This window comes from Methanorbis furvi (genome assembly GCF_032714615.1).
Taxonomy (GTDB): Archaea; Halobacteriota; Methanomicrobia; order Methanomicrobiales; family Methanocorpusculaceae; genus Methanocorpusculum; species Methanocorpusculum furvi.
Genome location: NZ_JAWDKA010000003.1, coordinates 114558 through 128035, shown reverse-complemented (window position 1 = coordinate 128035; position 13478 = coordinate 114558). Strand labels below are relative to the sequence as shown.

Below are 13478 nucleotides of genomic sequence, written 5' to 3'. Positions count from 1 at the left end.
GTTACACCATATCCTCCAGTTTCAGTCTGGGCGCAATTCCCATACTCTTCATTTCATCAAGCAGCAGCTTGAATGCATAGCTCATCTCGACTTCGTAGATATCGGTCTCTGCACCGCAGGCAAGACAGCGGGTGGTCTTCTGCTTTGCATCATACATTGCAACCATTCCGCAGCGTGCGCAGACGTACTGCTTCACTGCGTCGGACTCGTCAAGCAGGCGTTCCTTTAAGGCCATTGCTGCTCCGTGTCCGATCATGACATCACGCTCCATTTCTCCGAAACGAAGACCTCCTTCACGGGCACGACCTTCGGTCGGCTGGCGGGTTAAAACCTGCACCGGACCGCGGGACCGTGCGTGCATTTTGGTGGATACCATGTGGTAGAGTTTCTGATAGTAGATGACGCCCATATAGATGTCAGCCTGGAATCTGCGGCCGGTGATACCGTCATACATGACTTCTCTGCCGGTGTGGGCAAATCCTGCCTGTGCAAGCTCGTGGCGGAGCAGCTGTTCACGGGTGATGGTGTCGTTGGTAACCTCTTTTCCGATCTGTTTGTCATTAAGCAGTCTCTTCTGTGCGAACGGACTGTCAAAGATCTGCTCAACCGGCTTTCTGCGGAACGAGGTTGCGTTTACGCGGGTACCCATGAGGGATCCGGTCTTGCCGCCGATCATCTCGAGCATATGGCCGATGGTCATACGCGACGGAACTGCATGCGGGTTGATGACAAGGTCAGGGGCAATGCCTGCTTCGGTGAAGGGCATGTTCTCCTGCGGAGTGATCAGACCGCAGACACCCTTCTGTCCGTGACGGGATGCGAACTTGTCGCCGATTTCAGGGACACGAAGGTCGCGGGTGCGGACCTTGACAAGGCGCGAGGAGTTCTCAGACTCGGTGACAATGACGGTGTCAACGATACCGGTCTCGTTGCTGCGCATGGTGATAGAGGTGTCGCGACGCTTTTCGACGGCAATGAGTTCACCGGTCGGTTCCTCAAGGAATCTCGGCGGCGAGGTCTTGCCGATCAGAACATCCTTTTCCATGACACGGGTTTCAGGATTGATGATACCGTCAGTGTCAAGGTTTGCGTAGGAGCCAGGTCCGTGGGAACCCTGAACATCATCTTCGGGGACTTCGATTCTGTCAACCTGTCCTCCCGGGTAGCGGCGCTCTTCTCCTTCATAGGTTCTGAAGAAGTGGGAACGGCCAAGGCCGCGCTCAACAGATGCCTTGTTGAAGATGAGTGCATCTTCAATGTTGTAGCCTTCGTAGGAGATGATAGCAACACAGAAGTTCTGTCCCTGCGGGCGGGTGTCAGAACCGATAAGCTCTGCTGCCTGGGTGTGGACCATGGGGACCTGGGCATAGTGAAGCATGTGGCCGCGGGTATCGGGGCGCAGTTTCATGTTTGCCTGGGCAAAGCCGAGAGCCTGCTTGATCATACCTGCACCCATGGTGACACGCGGAGATGCGTTGTGTTCCGGGAACGGAACGTGTGCTGCTCCGATACCAAGGATCAGAGACGGGTCGATCTCAAGGTGGGTGTGATCAGGGGTAAGGTCGTCTTCATAGACACCAATGTAGAGGTCGTCCTCTTCTTCTGCGTCGATGAACTCGATCTTTCCCTGGCTAACGAGACTCATGAACTCGTACTCGCCGCTGCGGACTCTCTCGATGTCATCAGGAGTGACGGCCGGCTGACCGTTCTCGACCACAATCAACGGGCGGCGTGCCCGTCCGCGATCGGTGTTGATGACGATTTCATTGCTGTAATCTTTGTAGGAGATGTTGACTTCGGTCGGAACCTGACCGTTCCGGCGCATCTGACGGAAGTTTCTGGTGAAACCAACTGCGTCGTCGACTTTGCCGAACAGAGCACCGTCAACGAACACTCTTGCCATTTTCTTTTCCATTTACTCACTCCGGATTGGTTCGATGTCCATGCCGCGGATAATGCGCATCATTTCTTCTTCGTCTTCGATTCCTTTGCTGATCTCAACAAGCTGGGCGAAGTTTTTGACCAGACCACAGTTTGGTCCTTCCGGTGTTTCGGATGGACAGATTCTTCCCCACTGGGTCGGGTGCAGATCACGGGCCTCGAAGTGAGGCTGGGATCTGGACAGCGGAGAGATGACACGGCGCAGGTGGGAGATGACGGACATGTGGTCGACACGGTCCATCAGCTGGGATACTCCGGTACGGCCGCCGACCCAGTTTCCGGTTGCAAGCGGGTGGATAAGCCGTTCGGTTAAGACGTCTGCACGAACAACCGTTCCAATCGCGAGCTCTCTGTGACGCATGCTGGCGCGTTCGAGCTGGTATTTGACGTCGCGCGTGAGTCTGTTGAGAGAGATACGGAAGAGATCTTCCATTAAGTCGCCGGCGAGTTTCAGGCGTTTGTTGGAGTAGTGGTCTTTGTCATCGATTCTCCTTTTGTTTAAGGCGAGATCGAAACAGGCTTCTGCCATTCTTCCAAGGAACTCAGCTTTTGCGACGCGGACGTCTTTTGCATAGACTTCGTAGCCTTCGTCTCCGGGTTTTAAGTGGGACGGGATGAGGTAGTTTAAGTGCGGTAAAAGATAGCTGTCGAGCACGAACTCGGCACGTTTTCTCTGATAGTCTTTGGTCTGGTTCGGCGCGAGCTTTTTACCGACGTACATGATTCCTTCCTCAGAGTTCGCACATTCGGACTCTTCGAGGTTCTGCATCATGTAGGTTAAGACGTCTTCCGAGCGTGACACGGCAGAGACAACGTCTTCATCGGTCTCAAGGCCTAATGCACGCATTAAGTCTGCGAATCTGAGGTGGCCGGCGACGGACGGGAAGCTGACGTCAAGCAGATTCTTTTTATTTTTCTCGACGACGACGAGTGCGCGGTAGCCGCGGAACTGAGAGAACACTTTGGATACATGGATCTGCTCGTTGTACCGCTCGGTGTACTCGGTCATGATCTTGTTTGAGGCAAGGTCCTCAAGGGTCATGAGTACGCGCTCAGTACCGTTGACGATGAAATATCCTCCGGGGTCACTTGGATCTTCGCCCTGTTCGGTTCTTTCTTCGGTCGTGAGTCCGCAGAGGTTGCAGACTTTGGATCCGATCATGACCGGAAGCTGACCAATGGTGGTCTCCTGCGGGTCGAAGACTTTTTCGCCCTGATGGAGTGTCATGGTGAGGACCATGGGTGCTGCGTAGGTTAGGTTACGCAGACGTGCTTCGGTCGGGTATAATTTGCTCTGTGATCCGTCCGCTTCACGGACGATCGGTTTTTCGACACGGATTTCTCCGAGTTCAACCCATACGGGTTCCTGATTCTTTCCCCGGTTTACGATCTCCGTCTCAACAAGGCGCTGTTCATTGACAACTTTCTGCAGGTTGTACTGCACGAAGTTGTTGAATGAGTCAAGCTGGTGACGGGCAACGTGTTCCTGGGAGAAGTAGGATCCGGAAAGTACGCTTCTATCAATCAAGTATATCCACTCTGGTTATTTTTTCGGCCGTCTGACCACGAGACGGTAGGAGGTAGCTTCACCTGCTGTCTGACTCTTGCGCGTGATGCGGATAACCATTCCCGGTTTTGCTCCGCATGCTTTGGCAGCAGGGTCATCATGATACATTTTTGGAAGGTGCTCTTCGGTGATGTCATAGTCGATAAGAAGTTGGGAGACCTCTTCCGGGGTCATGATCTGGTGATCGGGAACCATCTCATGGAGTAGTACGTTTAGTCGTGTCATAGAGCTCCTATTTAAGATCTGGGTAGATACGGATGTCTGTTGCTTGTGTTCAGAGTTCTCACCACATAAAAGTCTCAGAGTTTTTTTTTGTTGACGCTTTCAGGTTGTCCAACGGACGCGCCAATACACGCTGCCGAAAAGTAAATAGGGCGGTCTTGTGAATCCGACTTTCCTAAAAACCCATGGCGACGTGCAAGCGGGCCAGGAGGGAGTTGAACCCCCGACCTGCGGATTAAAAGTCCGACGATCTGCCTGACTGATCTACTGGCCCTTGTTGTCCTCTGGAAGGTAGCATCATTATTGGGATTGAAAAATATATATACATACCGATTGGTTCCGCAGAGTGTGGGACTTGGTATGCGTTGGACGGAGAATGAACGTCCTCCGGCCGGTTTGCCCCAGATTATGCCTTCGCGTTATGTAGGTTGTCGGTTCCCCAATAATAACGTGTCGAGTTGAACGGCACCCTCGCGTTTTTCACAGGCGTTTCGTGATGAAAGATGCAAAGCCCAAAAGAACCCCTACAATTATATTGATAAAATTGCTATAGAGTATGTAATTGCCGCGGGAATTTTTCGCGGATATGAGAGCTATGATAGAAGATTTGGACCCATTCCCTCGTATACGCATGTTCCTGACGAAGGGCTGCGGTATCGTTACTATCTGTATTTATGTGACGATTGCGATTCTGCTGGTGATTGCAGCGATAATAGGTGTAATGGAGACTGCGACTCTTGTGGGAATGGCAATAGAACAGCCGTCTCAACATTCGCTGACCGGTATTTTGCAGGCGATTCTTTTGATCATTGTGATTGCAACGCTTGTGGATATGGTTGCGTCATATATTCGTGCGGGCCGTGTTCTTATCCGTCCGATCCTGATTGCCGGCATTACGACGATGGTGCGGCGGCTGCTGGTGAGTAATCTGACGTTTATTGATATTATCGGGACAACGATTATGATTCTTGGTCTGACGATTGCGCTGATTTATGTGGGTCGCGATGAGCAGGAGATGATGGAGCATCTTAAGGAGCTGAAGAGCGCAGAGGATCAGTGATTCTCTTTTTTTGCGGATGCCAAAGTAAAAACTAATAAGGAACACGCGTCTAATATGTAAGATGCTTCGTCCCGGAAGGGAGGATAAGTGAGGGGCCGTAGGGTAGCCTGGAATCCTAGGAGACTGGGGGTCTTCTGACTCGCGTTCAAATCGCGGCGGCCCCATTGTGTATTTTTTTGTTTTGGAGTTGATTGTATGAGACTTGCGCCGGAATGCAGAGCATGTCTGCTCTCAAGAATTGTTGCAGAGGCAGGGTATGCAGGAGCTGATGAGGAGACTGCCGGGCAGGCGCTTGAGATGTGTACGCAGCTCTACGATTCACGGGTGAGTGAACCTATCGGGGCATCGGTTGTTGCAGGAGCGGTGCATCGGTGCTGTTATGAGGTGATCGGATCGTCTGATCCATATGCGGAACTGAAAGTGCAGGATAATTTGATTGCGGCAAATGTTGCGAAGGCCGTCGCGCCGATGCTTTCTGATGTACATGATTATTTTGTTGCGGCAGTGATTGGGAATGCGATGGATTACGGGGTTGCGGGACATGAGATTGCGCAGGATTTTACGAAGTATTTCCATGAGATGTTTGAGCGCGGCCTTGCCTTGGACGATACGGAGAAAATTCTTGCGCTTGCAAACCGCGTGGTGTACTGTACTGATAACTGCGGCGAGGTGGTGTTTGACCGGATGCTGTGCGAGGCTCTCAAGAGGCGCGGGAGTCATGTGACGATTGTGGTAAAGGATCAGCCGATGCTGAATGATGTGACGATGAAGGAGGCGGAGGATCTGGCATTGTCTGAGGTTTGTGATGCGGTGCTGCATGCAGGAGGCGGTGCGCAGCTTGGTCTGCATCCGGATCTGTATCCGCCTGAAGTTACGGACGCCATGCAAAATGCGACACTGATTATTTCAAAGGGTCTTGCAAATTATGAGAGCCTGACTGAGTATGAGAATCTGCCGCCGGTTGCATATCTGATGACGGTGAAGTGCGAGCCGGTCGCCCGGCATGTGGGAGCAAAAAAGGGCGATCTGATTGCGGTACTGCGATAGTTTTTTGTCAGCGTGTTTCGTTGGGATAGCAGGGGAATCCCCACTCTTTTCACAAACATCCCTCAATAATCACGCAAAATAACGTCCGTGCATACCATTATCACCTCGCCCGCCAATCAAACACCTATGAAATGCCCTGTCTGCGGACAGGATTGCATTCAGTCATCTGATGATCTTTTGAAAATTTCCGTTCACCGGTTTGATGCATGCCCGTCCTGTCATGGCCTACCCAGAAACAAGCAGCTATCTCCGGATCTGGATTTTCCCCCTCCCCCTTGTCCTGTCTGCGGCAAACGCTATATTGACGACGTTTTTTTCCACATCTGGCTTATTCTCACCGAAGAAAAGGTAATTCCTTCAGATGCTCCTCTGATTGATGCAGGAGTTCCGCACCTGCATCCGTTCATGGTACTTCGCTCTCCACCATACCTGCCGAAAAAATCACTGATTCTCCTCACCCATGCAATCAGCAAAACCATTGCCGACCGGCTGATGGAAGAGATCCCCGAACTCCGTGGTGTCGTCTGCGACCACCGCATCGTTCCCGGCCTTTCGGACGGCATCGACTCTGCTGTGTATCACACGCATGAATGCATCACCGGATGCGATCTGCACGCTACCATCTTTTCATCTCCTGCCGGAAACATTGTTGTCTACCAGCGCAGCAGCACCATGCACATCGAGATGCCGCGCCCCTTCAACCCCAAACTCCTCTCACTATCCCGCATGATTGACCGCAAAAATCCCGCACTCGTCATCGACGGATGCTGCGGTGTAGGAACGCTTGGCATCGCAGCAGGTCTTGCAGGCATGCCGCACATTATCTTGAACGACCGGTGGTATGCCGCAGCATACTGGAGCGCAGTCAACATCGAGGTCAACCGTCAGCCACTGGGACTGCAGGAGTGTGTCTGGTCAACAGACTGGAGTGATCTCAGCGCCAAAAAAGTTCGCCGGTGCCCGATCGAAATACTCCAGGCCTCGGGAGAAAATCTTCGCATCTCTGTACTCCACGGTGATTTTCGCTGCCTTCCAAGAAAACTTTCTGACCTCTCCGCATCTCTTTGTGTGTTTGATCCGTTTGAAAAAAATGATCACCAAAAGCTCAGAAAAATCATGGATGAATGGAAGGAAAATACCGGCGGACAGATATTCATGCCGTAAGAAGGGCTTTTCATTTTATTTCTGAGTCGTCCACGAAAATAATATCAAAACCTTCACTGAAGAAACTTTCATTATCACTGAACAGTAATATATACACAGTTTTTCCTGCACGTGCATATCACGCCGCCGGAAAACTGGTGTTCTCCAAATGGAAGGACACGGACTGCGGGAAGATTCGGATTTTATGGGGCCACCTCCCCAGGTGCCGGATCGGAGTGCAGATCTACCAATAAAAATGGTGAATCTCAACATGGATTTCAACTTATCCCTGAGAAGGGCAATCAAGACCGGTAAGGTCGTTTTAGGACAGAACAGCGTCGAAAAGATCATTGCTGAAAACAAAGCAGAACTTGTCATCGTTGCAAACAATGCACCGGCAAAAGTTCGCACAATGCTCACCGCAGCAGAGAACCTCTCACTCTACGAATTTGCCGGCAGCTCCCGTCAGCTTGGCAAAGAGTGCGGTCGCGACCACATGATCAGCGTTCTTGCAATCGTCGACGCAGGCGAATCTGACATTCTGAGCCTTAAGAGAGCATAAATATGAGTGAAATAACAATTTCCGAAGATGCAATGCGTATGATTGCACAGTTTGAAAACCTGACCGGTGCAGGTGCACGTGACTGTGTGGTCGACGACAAATTCGGTCGTATTCTCTTCGTCATCAACCCCGGAGAGATGGGCCTTGCAATCGGAAAGAAAGGTGCCAGCATCAAAAAGGCATCCGACGCTTTCGGCAAAAAGGTTGAAGTCGTTGAGTACAACGCAGACAAAGTCCAGTTCATTCGCAACTGCTTCCTGCCGGTGCAGGTCAGCACCGTCACCTTCGAAGACGATGAAGACGGCGAGATCGCCTACGTCGAAGTAAACGACGAAGACCGTGGTCTTGCAATCGGAAAAGAAGGCAGAAACATCATCAAAGCAAAGAAACTCGCATTCCGCCAGTTTGACATCAACAATGTTGAACTCAAACAGGATGAAGAAGAGAGCTTTGACGACGAAGACGACGAGCAGTAAAGAGTTCGGACTCTTTCTTCAGCATCAGGCAGTGCCCAAGGCACTGCCTTGTGCAGACTCACACAACAGACGCTTTTTTTCGTATTTTCCCATAAGGTTTGTTTATTAACTATAGCTGTTTGTTATTTTGTCGTATTTTCGTGGACAACCCAAAAATACGAATGCAAAGCATACCTGTTCCCCACCTATATTATCAATCAAAAACAATACTCATTACATCTATGCTGGAGATACTCGCCACCATCATCTCAGCGGCAATTACGCTGTTCATCATCCTTGACCCTCTGCTCTCGGTCTCGATGTTCATCAACCTCACCCGCGGACTCTCACGAACAGAGACTCTCAAGCAGGCAGGTATCGCAACAGCAGTAGCAGGAGCGCTCATGTTCGCATTCCTTGTCTTCAATGATATAATCTTCTCAGTACTTGGCATAGAACTCGAAAGTTTCAAAATCGCCGGCGGTATCATCCTCTTTATCCTTGGTCTCCAGATCGTTCTCGGTCTTGAGATCGGCGGAAAGTCCGCGCACGATGAACGTGCCGGACAGACAGACGGCCAGCTTCCCGCGGGAGCCGTTCGCAAATCAATGGCAGGTGTTATTATCGGGACACCGATTATGTGCGGTCCTGGAACCATCACCACTGTTATGATTCTTGGATCTCAGGATGGAATTATCCTGACAGCCCTTGCGGTCGCTCTTTCGCTTCTCTTCATCTGGCTTGTGCTTGCATTCTCTTCAAAGATCACGGCAATACTTGGAGAAACCGTCATCGTCATTCTCTCAAAGATTGTTGGTCTTCTTCTCACCGCAATTGCAGTTCACACCATCTGGTCAGGCGTAATCGGATTGGTGCAGCTGAGCATGGCAGGGTTCTGATACGATGATAGTGTTTCTGCCAAAACTGACCGAACTCATCGTCTTTGATCTCGAAGCGTTTGTGCCTGAGTGCGACCGACGGAGAAAAACCGGCGCATCTTTGTCGGTGAATCCGTACCGAAAAGATCACACCCTCCTTGGCGGTGTCGTCTACCGGTCGCGTCCTCTCCTTGATGAAGTGTCCGCAGACTACCAGCATCACTGGATATGGAACGACGGGTCTGAAGAGGAGGTCGTGAAAAATCTCTATCGTCATTTCACCGAAGTGTGGAAACCTCTTGCCGCGAAAAAACGCATACACTGCGACCCGATCGTCGCAGGCATCGGCATCTCAACATTCGATATGCCGTTCCTTACTGCAAAATGTCTGGAGTACGAGGTTGCCGCGCCTGAAGAGATCTATGAAACCATCTGCAAGGTGCGGGTGGTTGATCTTGCAACCGCAGGAATCGGTTTTCTTCAGATTCCCCGTCCGGTTCTGCATCCCTGCACCCACAATGAACTTGCCAACGGACTTCTCGGTATCCGGGACCAGAAACCCACCGGAAAGAGGGTCTGGGAGATGGCAGATGAAAAGGATTATTCAGGAATCGAGAAACGGTGCGAGGAGGAGGTTCGGGAGATGGTTGCTCTTATGAATGCAATGAAGGCCGCGTGTTTATCAGACAAAGTTTTGGAGTGAGTCGCTCCGCCCACTAAACGCATGCCTACGGCCTGCTTACCGCTTCGCAGGAACACACCGAATTTAACAGAAAAAACATCACGGAACAAACGTGAGCATCATGGAAATGATTTTTTTTGAATTTTGTGTGATACTTCGAAAAAAAAGTTATTTGGTTTTTGGAAAAATCAAGTATTCTCTCTCTCCCTCCCTCCCTCCCTTACTTATCTGAAATCTGAATCGTATGCCTGTCAATCGATATCTTAACGGCCTATATTTTTCTGAAAAAATTGTGATGAAATACTTTCGTGGCATCAGAATTTCAAATTTCATGATGTGTACTCTCACAAAAAAATTTAGTGAATTTTTCTCCCTGAAATAGCGTGATGAAACATTTTCATATGACAACATCTGCTCCCGCAGTTATTTGGAAGAATCAATTGGATGATGAGAAAAAACACGAATTACACGAATCACATGCCATTTCATGGCCTGATGTGCTCGCCTACTGGCCAGTATTTGAAATGTATAAGATACTTTTTCCTCGTTAATTGCTCGTCGATCAAATACAGTTTTTCGTTGTATCTTATTAGCTCCTATACCCTGACGAGCGATTAGTGAGGGGGGAGATGGGAAGAAGTTCAAAATTATGTCGTGGGTGAGCCGGTAGACGAGCCAAGCATGTCGAAGGTATGCGATTCGTGTAATTCGTGTTTTCTATTTCAGCGACACTCTGAAAATATTTCTGCAACAATTTTTTTTTTGAAAAATTTCCAAGACGAAACTTACTCATTCTTTTTGTGGTATCATATCAAATATCGTGATGTTCGTTTTTCCGTGGGCTACTCAGATACAAACCGCACCGCCCTGCTTCCAAGACGGGAGAAAAGAGAGAGGCCCGGGCACTGTGTCCACTTATCTGCATACCCAGGGTCCAGACAGATGAGATCAGCCGGCTCCCCGACCGCAAGAATACCGGAACGTCCGAAAAGTGCCGCCCCACCGGTTGCCATACGAAGCGTCTCTTCTGGAGTTGTTTTGTAAACAGTAGTCAGAAATGCGCACTCGGCAAACATATCAGGAGAGACAAACATCACATTATCGGTTCCAAGCCAGAGCGTGCATCCTGCGTCCAGCATTTTTCGCACCGGCGGTCTTGATGCGTCACCGGTCCCGCCAAGTATCCAGTTGGACCTCGGGCACACAACCAGCGGAATATTTTCATCCGCAGCCTGCCTGATATGCCGGTCCTCAAAATACGTTGCATGGATAATAAGATCAGGCTCCAGAGCAAATGCATCATCAATATCTCCGGCTCCCACCTCTCCTGCATGAATCGCGATTTTTTTTCCTGCGGCACGTGCCCTCTCAACAGCAGCGAGATCAGACTCGCGATTTTTTGCACTGCTCAGCCCAAGACCGTCAGCGATGAACTCGCCCCCGTCTCTGCCGAACACCACTGCTGAAATTCCCGGGCGTCCGGCACGGGAAAAAAGATCCACGCCGTGCGGTCCCCCCTCCCGAAACTCGGCAAAACCGGTTGTGCCGGTTGCATGCATAAATGCAATGGTCTCCTGCATCGCGCGAACCAGACAATCATCCGAAGTCCTGCGAAGAATCTGATGCTTGAGGCCGTTTGGCGGTGCGACAAGTTCAGATATCGTCCTTCCCGCAACCGGCGTGTCCATAGCAACCGTATCTGCGATATGCGTGTGGGCATTGAAAAACGAAGGAATGATCCACTGCTTTGCAGGTCCTGCGGTATCGGTAATATCGGTGATAACTCCCTCTTCAATTACGATCGATACATTGCGCGGCGGAAACGTCTCGCCGCAGAAAGCGAGTCCCTGAAGTTCTTTGTCCGGCATACCTGCAGATATTCCTCTTGATTTATATGTTTAGAGTGGGAACATAATATGGTATGGCAAAGAAGTCGGGCAGAGGATTAAGTTCATCCGCAGGTCTTGTCACATATTATGACGCTGACAACCGGAAAGCAGTCCACATCGGTCCAAAGACCGTGCTGATTGTTGCGGCGGCTGTTGGTGTAGCAATATACCTGCTGAACCTGTTCTTCTAATACAGGTTTAGCGAGAAAAAACCTGCAGGATATTGTGCTGTCTTAAGACAGCATCTATTTTTTTCGATTCAGATGGTGTTGTTCATTAACTCCTGCCTCCCACGTGACGCATGCCTTCGGCCTGCTTACCGCTACGCGGGAAAAGCGGAGCACACAGAAATAAAAAAAATCACGGAGCAGACGTGAACATCACTGAATCCGAAAACAACTCATTTCCGTGTAGTTCACGTCTGCTCCGTGTTGTTTTTCCGTGAAGCTCCGCGTGTTCTGCTTTTCCGTGGGCGGAGCTGATCAATCCCAAACTCAGTTCATCAATAAACGAATTTATGGGCAAAGTCGATTCATATCTCAATTTCAATAACTTTGTTGCCGTGTTCGCTGACGATTTTTCTGACATCTTCGTACGTAATCCAGACAGTAATCGTGTTCGTGTTTGGATGAATACCGATGCAAGGAGTTTTCTTCAGGTCTGCATCAAACACCACTTCGACTGCTGACTCTGTGTCGTTGAGTATGCCGAACGGTGTGACTTCTCCGCGGGAGAGGTTCAGGTATTTTGTCAGGCGTTCTGCTGATGCAAAGCTTAACGCAGTTGATCCGATTTTTTCTGCGAGTGTTTTGAGGTCAGCGGATTTTTTGCCGCACATGACGACAAGGAAGTGTCGTCTTCCTTTGGCGTCGCGTAAAAAAAGATTTTTGCAGACCTCGCCCTTTTCGGTGACTCCGAGGTTTACCATGTCCTCATAGGTGTATGCCACCGGATGGCTGGTTGTCTGGTAGGGACAGCCTCTGCTGTCGAGCAGGGTAAATACGGTGTCTTCAGGATTCATGATATTATTTTTGCAGGGATTTTCGGATCAGGTCCTCTTCTTTGGTGAAGTACAGGGAGTCGTGACCTTTCCATGCCTCGCAGCCGGAGAATTTGACGACCGGAATGCCGTTGTTACTTTCGCCCATGATGAAGTTGGAGAATGCAGCAATCTCGTCGACAACTGCTTCTTCGGTGATCTCAAGTTCCAGACCGAAGAGGTCATGGTCTCCGCGGAAGTCACGGATTGCGGTCATTCCTGCCCAGCCGATGGCGTTGCCGGTCTGGCCGCGGCGGAATGCACGGCCGCAGGTGTCGGTGACAATTACGCCGACATGTTTGCCGCAGATTTGGTAAATTTTGTCTCTGATCTCTTTTGCCTCTCCCATCGGGTCTTTGGGCAGTACGATGATGTTTTCTCCTTCGATGTTGCTGTTGTCAACACCTGCGCGCACGCCGATGTGTCCGAACGGTAGTTCAGAGAGGATGAACGGGTATTCGATGATGATGTCTGTGGATGAGTCAAGGACTGCCTGAACGAACCGCGGGTCTTCTTTTGTTTTGGCTGCGATTCTTTTGGCATCTGCTGACGGGGTGATGCTTGCAAGGGCATGGGTGTATCCTTTGGATTTTGATACGATGGTGGAGGCGATGCAGATGATGTCGCCGTCTGCGAAACTGGTGTTTGCGCAGATTATTGAAGGGAGATCATCACCTTTTTGGATGATTGGAACTCCTGTAACTCCGGTTACCTGAACTGACATTATCTGAAATTATGCATTTGTGTGATTATAAAGTCGGCGTTTTGTGACTGCTTGTGTTGTCTGCGGTGTAACCGCATCATGCGGTTACAAATTCAGGCATTTTTCAGGATTCATTTTGGGAATTATTCCGTTTCAGAGTGTTTATGTTTTTTGTAGCCAATGTTTTGCTATTGTTGTTTTTAGTTTAATTTTTCTGAATAGAGAGTACTGATTTTCCGGTTACAGCGGTTACACTTTTGGTAAAACCAAATGTATTCTGTTTGTTTTTC

At 50.0% G+C, this 13478-nt stretch carries 14 protein-coding genes and 2 tRNA genes; 9 read left to right on the top strand and 7 right to left on the bottom strand.

Features of this window, described 5'->3' with window-relative positions; genetic code table 11:
- Window position 1: 1 nt before the first annotated feature.
- From McpAg1_RS03425 to McpAg1_RS03410, 4 genes are all read right to left on the bottom strand, one after another.
- Window positions 2-1915: a DNA-directed RNA polymerase subunit B' gene (locus tag McpAg1_RS03425; RefSeq protein ID WP_338093895.1), complete on the bottom strand. Its 1914-nt coding sequence runs from the start codon at window positions 1913-1915 to the stop codon at window positions 2-4.
- Window positions 1916-3469: a DNA-directed RNA polymerase subunit B'' gene (locus tag McpAg1_RS03420; RefSeq protein ID WP_338093894.1), complete on the bottom strand. Its 1554-nt coding sequence runs from the start codon at window positions 3467-3469 to the stop codon at window positions 1916-1918.
- Window positions 3470-3484: 15 nt separating this feature from the next.
- On the bottom strand, window positions 3485-3733 hold the full coding sequence (locus tag McpAg1_RS03415; RefSeq protein ID WP_338093893.1) for a DNA-directed RNA polymerase subunit H: 249 nt from the start codon (window positions 3731-3733) through the stop codon (window positions 3485-3487).
- Window positions 3734-3930: 197 nt separating this feature from the next.
- A tRNA-Lys gene (locus tag McpAg1_RS03410) sits at window positions 3931-4004 on the bottom strand.
- A 321-nt stretch (window positions 4005-4325) separates the two neighbouring features.
- On the opposite strand from McpAg1_RS03410, the gene McpAg1_RS03405 reads away from it, so the two are divergent.
- The 8 genes from McpAg1_RS03405 to McpAg1_RS03370 all read left to right on the top strand — a co-directional run bounded on the left by McpAg1_RS03405 (window position 4326) and on the right by McpAg1_RS03370 (window position 9578).
- The gene (locus McpAg1_RS03405) at window positions 4326-4790 is read left to right on the top strand and encodes a phosphate-starvation-inducible PsiE family protein (RefSeq protein ID WP_338093892.1); all 465 of its coding nucleotides are present in this window, start codon (window positions 4326-4328) and stop codon (window positions 4788-4790) included.
- Window positions 4791-4881: 91 nt separating this feature from the next.
- A tRNA-Pro gene (locus McpAg1_RS03400) sits at window positions 4882-4954 on the top strand.
- 31 nt (window positions 4955-4985) lie between these two features.
- Window positions 4986-5837, top strand: coding sequence for a damage-control phosphatase ARMT1 family protein (locus tag McpAg1_RS03395; protein WP_338093891.1), 852 nt, complete (start codon window positions 4986-4988; stop codon window positions 5835-5837).
- Window positions 5838-5963: 126 nt separating this feature from the next.
- Complete coding sequence (locus McpAg1_RS03390; RefSeq protein ID WP_338093890.1) at window positions 5964-7001, top strand: hypothetical protein; 1038 nt, start codon at window positions 5964-5966, stop codon at window positions 6999-7001.
- A 250-nt stretch (window positions 7002-7251) separates the two neighbouring features.
- Entirely contained in the window at window positions 7252-7542 is a 291-nt protein-coding gene (locus McpAg1_RS03385; RefSeq protein WP_338093889.1) for a 50S ribosomal protein L30e, read from the top strand.
- A gap of 2 nt (window positions 7543-7544) precedes the next feature.
- Window positions 7545-8018, top strand: coding sequence for a NusA-like transcription termination signal-binding factor (locus McpAg1_RS03380; protein WP_338093888.1), 474 nt, complete (start codon window positions 7545-7547; stop codon window positions 8016-8018).
- Window positions 8019-8239: 221 nt separating this feature from the next.
- On the top strand, window positions 8240-8896 hold the full coding sequence (locus McpAg1_RS03375; RefSeq protein WP_338093887.1) for a MarC family protein: 657 nt from the start codon (window positions 8240-8242) through the stop codon (window positions 8894-8896).
- A gap of 4 nt (window positions 8897-8900) precedes the next feature.
- Complete coding sequence (locus McpAg1_RS03370; protein WP_338093886.1) at window positions 8901-9578, top strand: hypothetical protein; 678 nt, start codon at window positions 8901-8903, stop codon at window positions 9576-9578.
- 821 nt (window positions 9579-10399) lie between these two features.
- Here McpAg1_RS03370 and McpAg1_RS03365 read toward each other — a convergent pair.
- Window positions 10400-11425: an amidohydrolase family protein gene (locus McpAg1_RS03365; RefSeq protein ID WP_338093885.1), complete on the bottom strand. Its 1026-nt coding sequence runs from the start codon at window positions 11423-11425 to the stop codon at window positions 10400-10402.
- Between the two features lie 53 nt (window positions 11426-11478).
- Between McpAg1_RS03365 and McpAg1_RS03360 the strand changes: the two genes are divergently transcribed.
- Window positions 11479-11637 (top strand): preprotein translocase subunit Sec61beta, encoded by a 159-nt coding sequence (locus tag McpAg1_RS03360; protein ID WP_338093884.1) that lies wholly within the window; start codon window positions 11479-11481, stop codon window positions 11635-11637.
- A 341-nt stretch (window positions 11638-11978) separates the two neighbouring features.
- Here the strand turns inward: McpAg1_RS03360 and McpAg1_RS03355 are convergent, their stop codons facing one another.
- On the bottom strand, window positions 11979-12467 hold the full coding sequence (locus McpAg1_RS03355; RefSeq protein WP_338093883.1) for a prolyl-tRNA synthetase associated domain-containing protein: 489 nt from the start codon (window positions 12465-12467) through the stop codon (window positions 11979-11981).
- A 4-nt stretch (window positions 12468-12471) separates the two neighbouring features.
- Window positions 12472-13209, bottom strand: a complete 738-nt coding sequence (locus McpAg1_RS03350) for a coenzyme F420-0:L-glutamate ligase (RefSeq protein ID WP_338093882.1) — start codon at window positions 13207-13209, stop codon at window positions 12472-12474.
- Between the last annotated feature and the right edge of the window lie 269 nt (window positions 13210-13478).

What these genes read in the sequence shown, in the direction of transcription:
- McpAg1_RS03395 (WP_338093891.1), top strand. Translation starts at nt 4,986, where the DNA reads ATGAGACTTGCGCCGGAATGCAGAGCATGTCTGCTCTCAAGAATTGTT.
- McpAg1_RS03425 (WP_338093895.1), bottom strand. Translation starts at nt 1,915, where the DNA reads ATGGAAAAGAAAATGGCAAGAGTGTTCGTTGACGGTGCTCTGTTCGGC.
- McpAg1_RS03370 (WP_338093886.1), top strand. Translation starts at nt 8,901, where the DNA reads ATGATAGTGTTTCTGCCAAAACTGACCGAACTCATCGTCTTTGATCTC.
- McpAg1_RS03350 (WP_338093882.1), bottom strand. Translation starts at nt 13,209, where the DNA reads ATGTCAGTTCAGGTAACCGGAGTTACAGGAGTTCCAATCATCCAAAAA.
- McpAg1_RS03380 (WP_338093888.1), top strand. Translation starts at nt 7,545, where the DNA reads ATGAGTGAAATAACAATTTCCGAAGATGCAATGCGTATGATTGCACAG.
- McpAg1_RS03375 (WP_338093887.1), top strand. Translation starts at nt 8,240, where the DNA reads ATGCTGGAGATACTCGCCACCATCATCTCAGCGGCAATTACGCTGTTC.
- McpAg1_RS03390 (WP_338093890.1), top strand. Translation starts at nt 5,964, where the DNA reads ATGAAATGCCCTGTCTGCGGACAGGATTGCATTCAGTCATCTGATGAT.
- McpAg1_RS03385 (WP_338093889.1), top strand. Translation starts at nt 7,252, where the DNA reads ATGGATTTCAACTTATCCCTGAGAAGGGCAATCAAGACCGGTAAGGTC.
- McpAg1_RS03365 (WP_338093885.1), bottom strand. Translation starts at nt 11,425, where the DNA reads ATGCCGGACAAAGAACTTCAGGGACTCGCTTTCTGCGGCGAGACGTTT.
- McpAg1_RS03405 (WP_338093892.1), top strand. Translation starts at nt 4,326, where the DNA reads ATGATAGAAGATTTGGACCCATTCCCTCGTATACGCATGTTCCTGACG.
- McpAg1_RS03415 (WP_338093893.1), bottom strand. Translation starts at nt 3,733, where the DNA reads ATGACACGACTAAACGTACTACTCCATGAGATGGTTCCCGATCACCAG.
- McpAg1_RS03360 (WP_338093884.1), top strand. Translation starts at nt 11,479, where the DNA reads ATGGCAAAGAAGTCGGGCAGAGGATTAAGTTCATCCGCAGGTCTTGTC.
- McpAg1_RS03355 (WP_338093883.1), bottom strand. Translation starts at nt 12,467, where the DNA reads ATGAATCCTGAAGACACCGTATTTACCCTGCTCGACAGCAGAGGCTGT.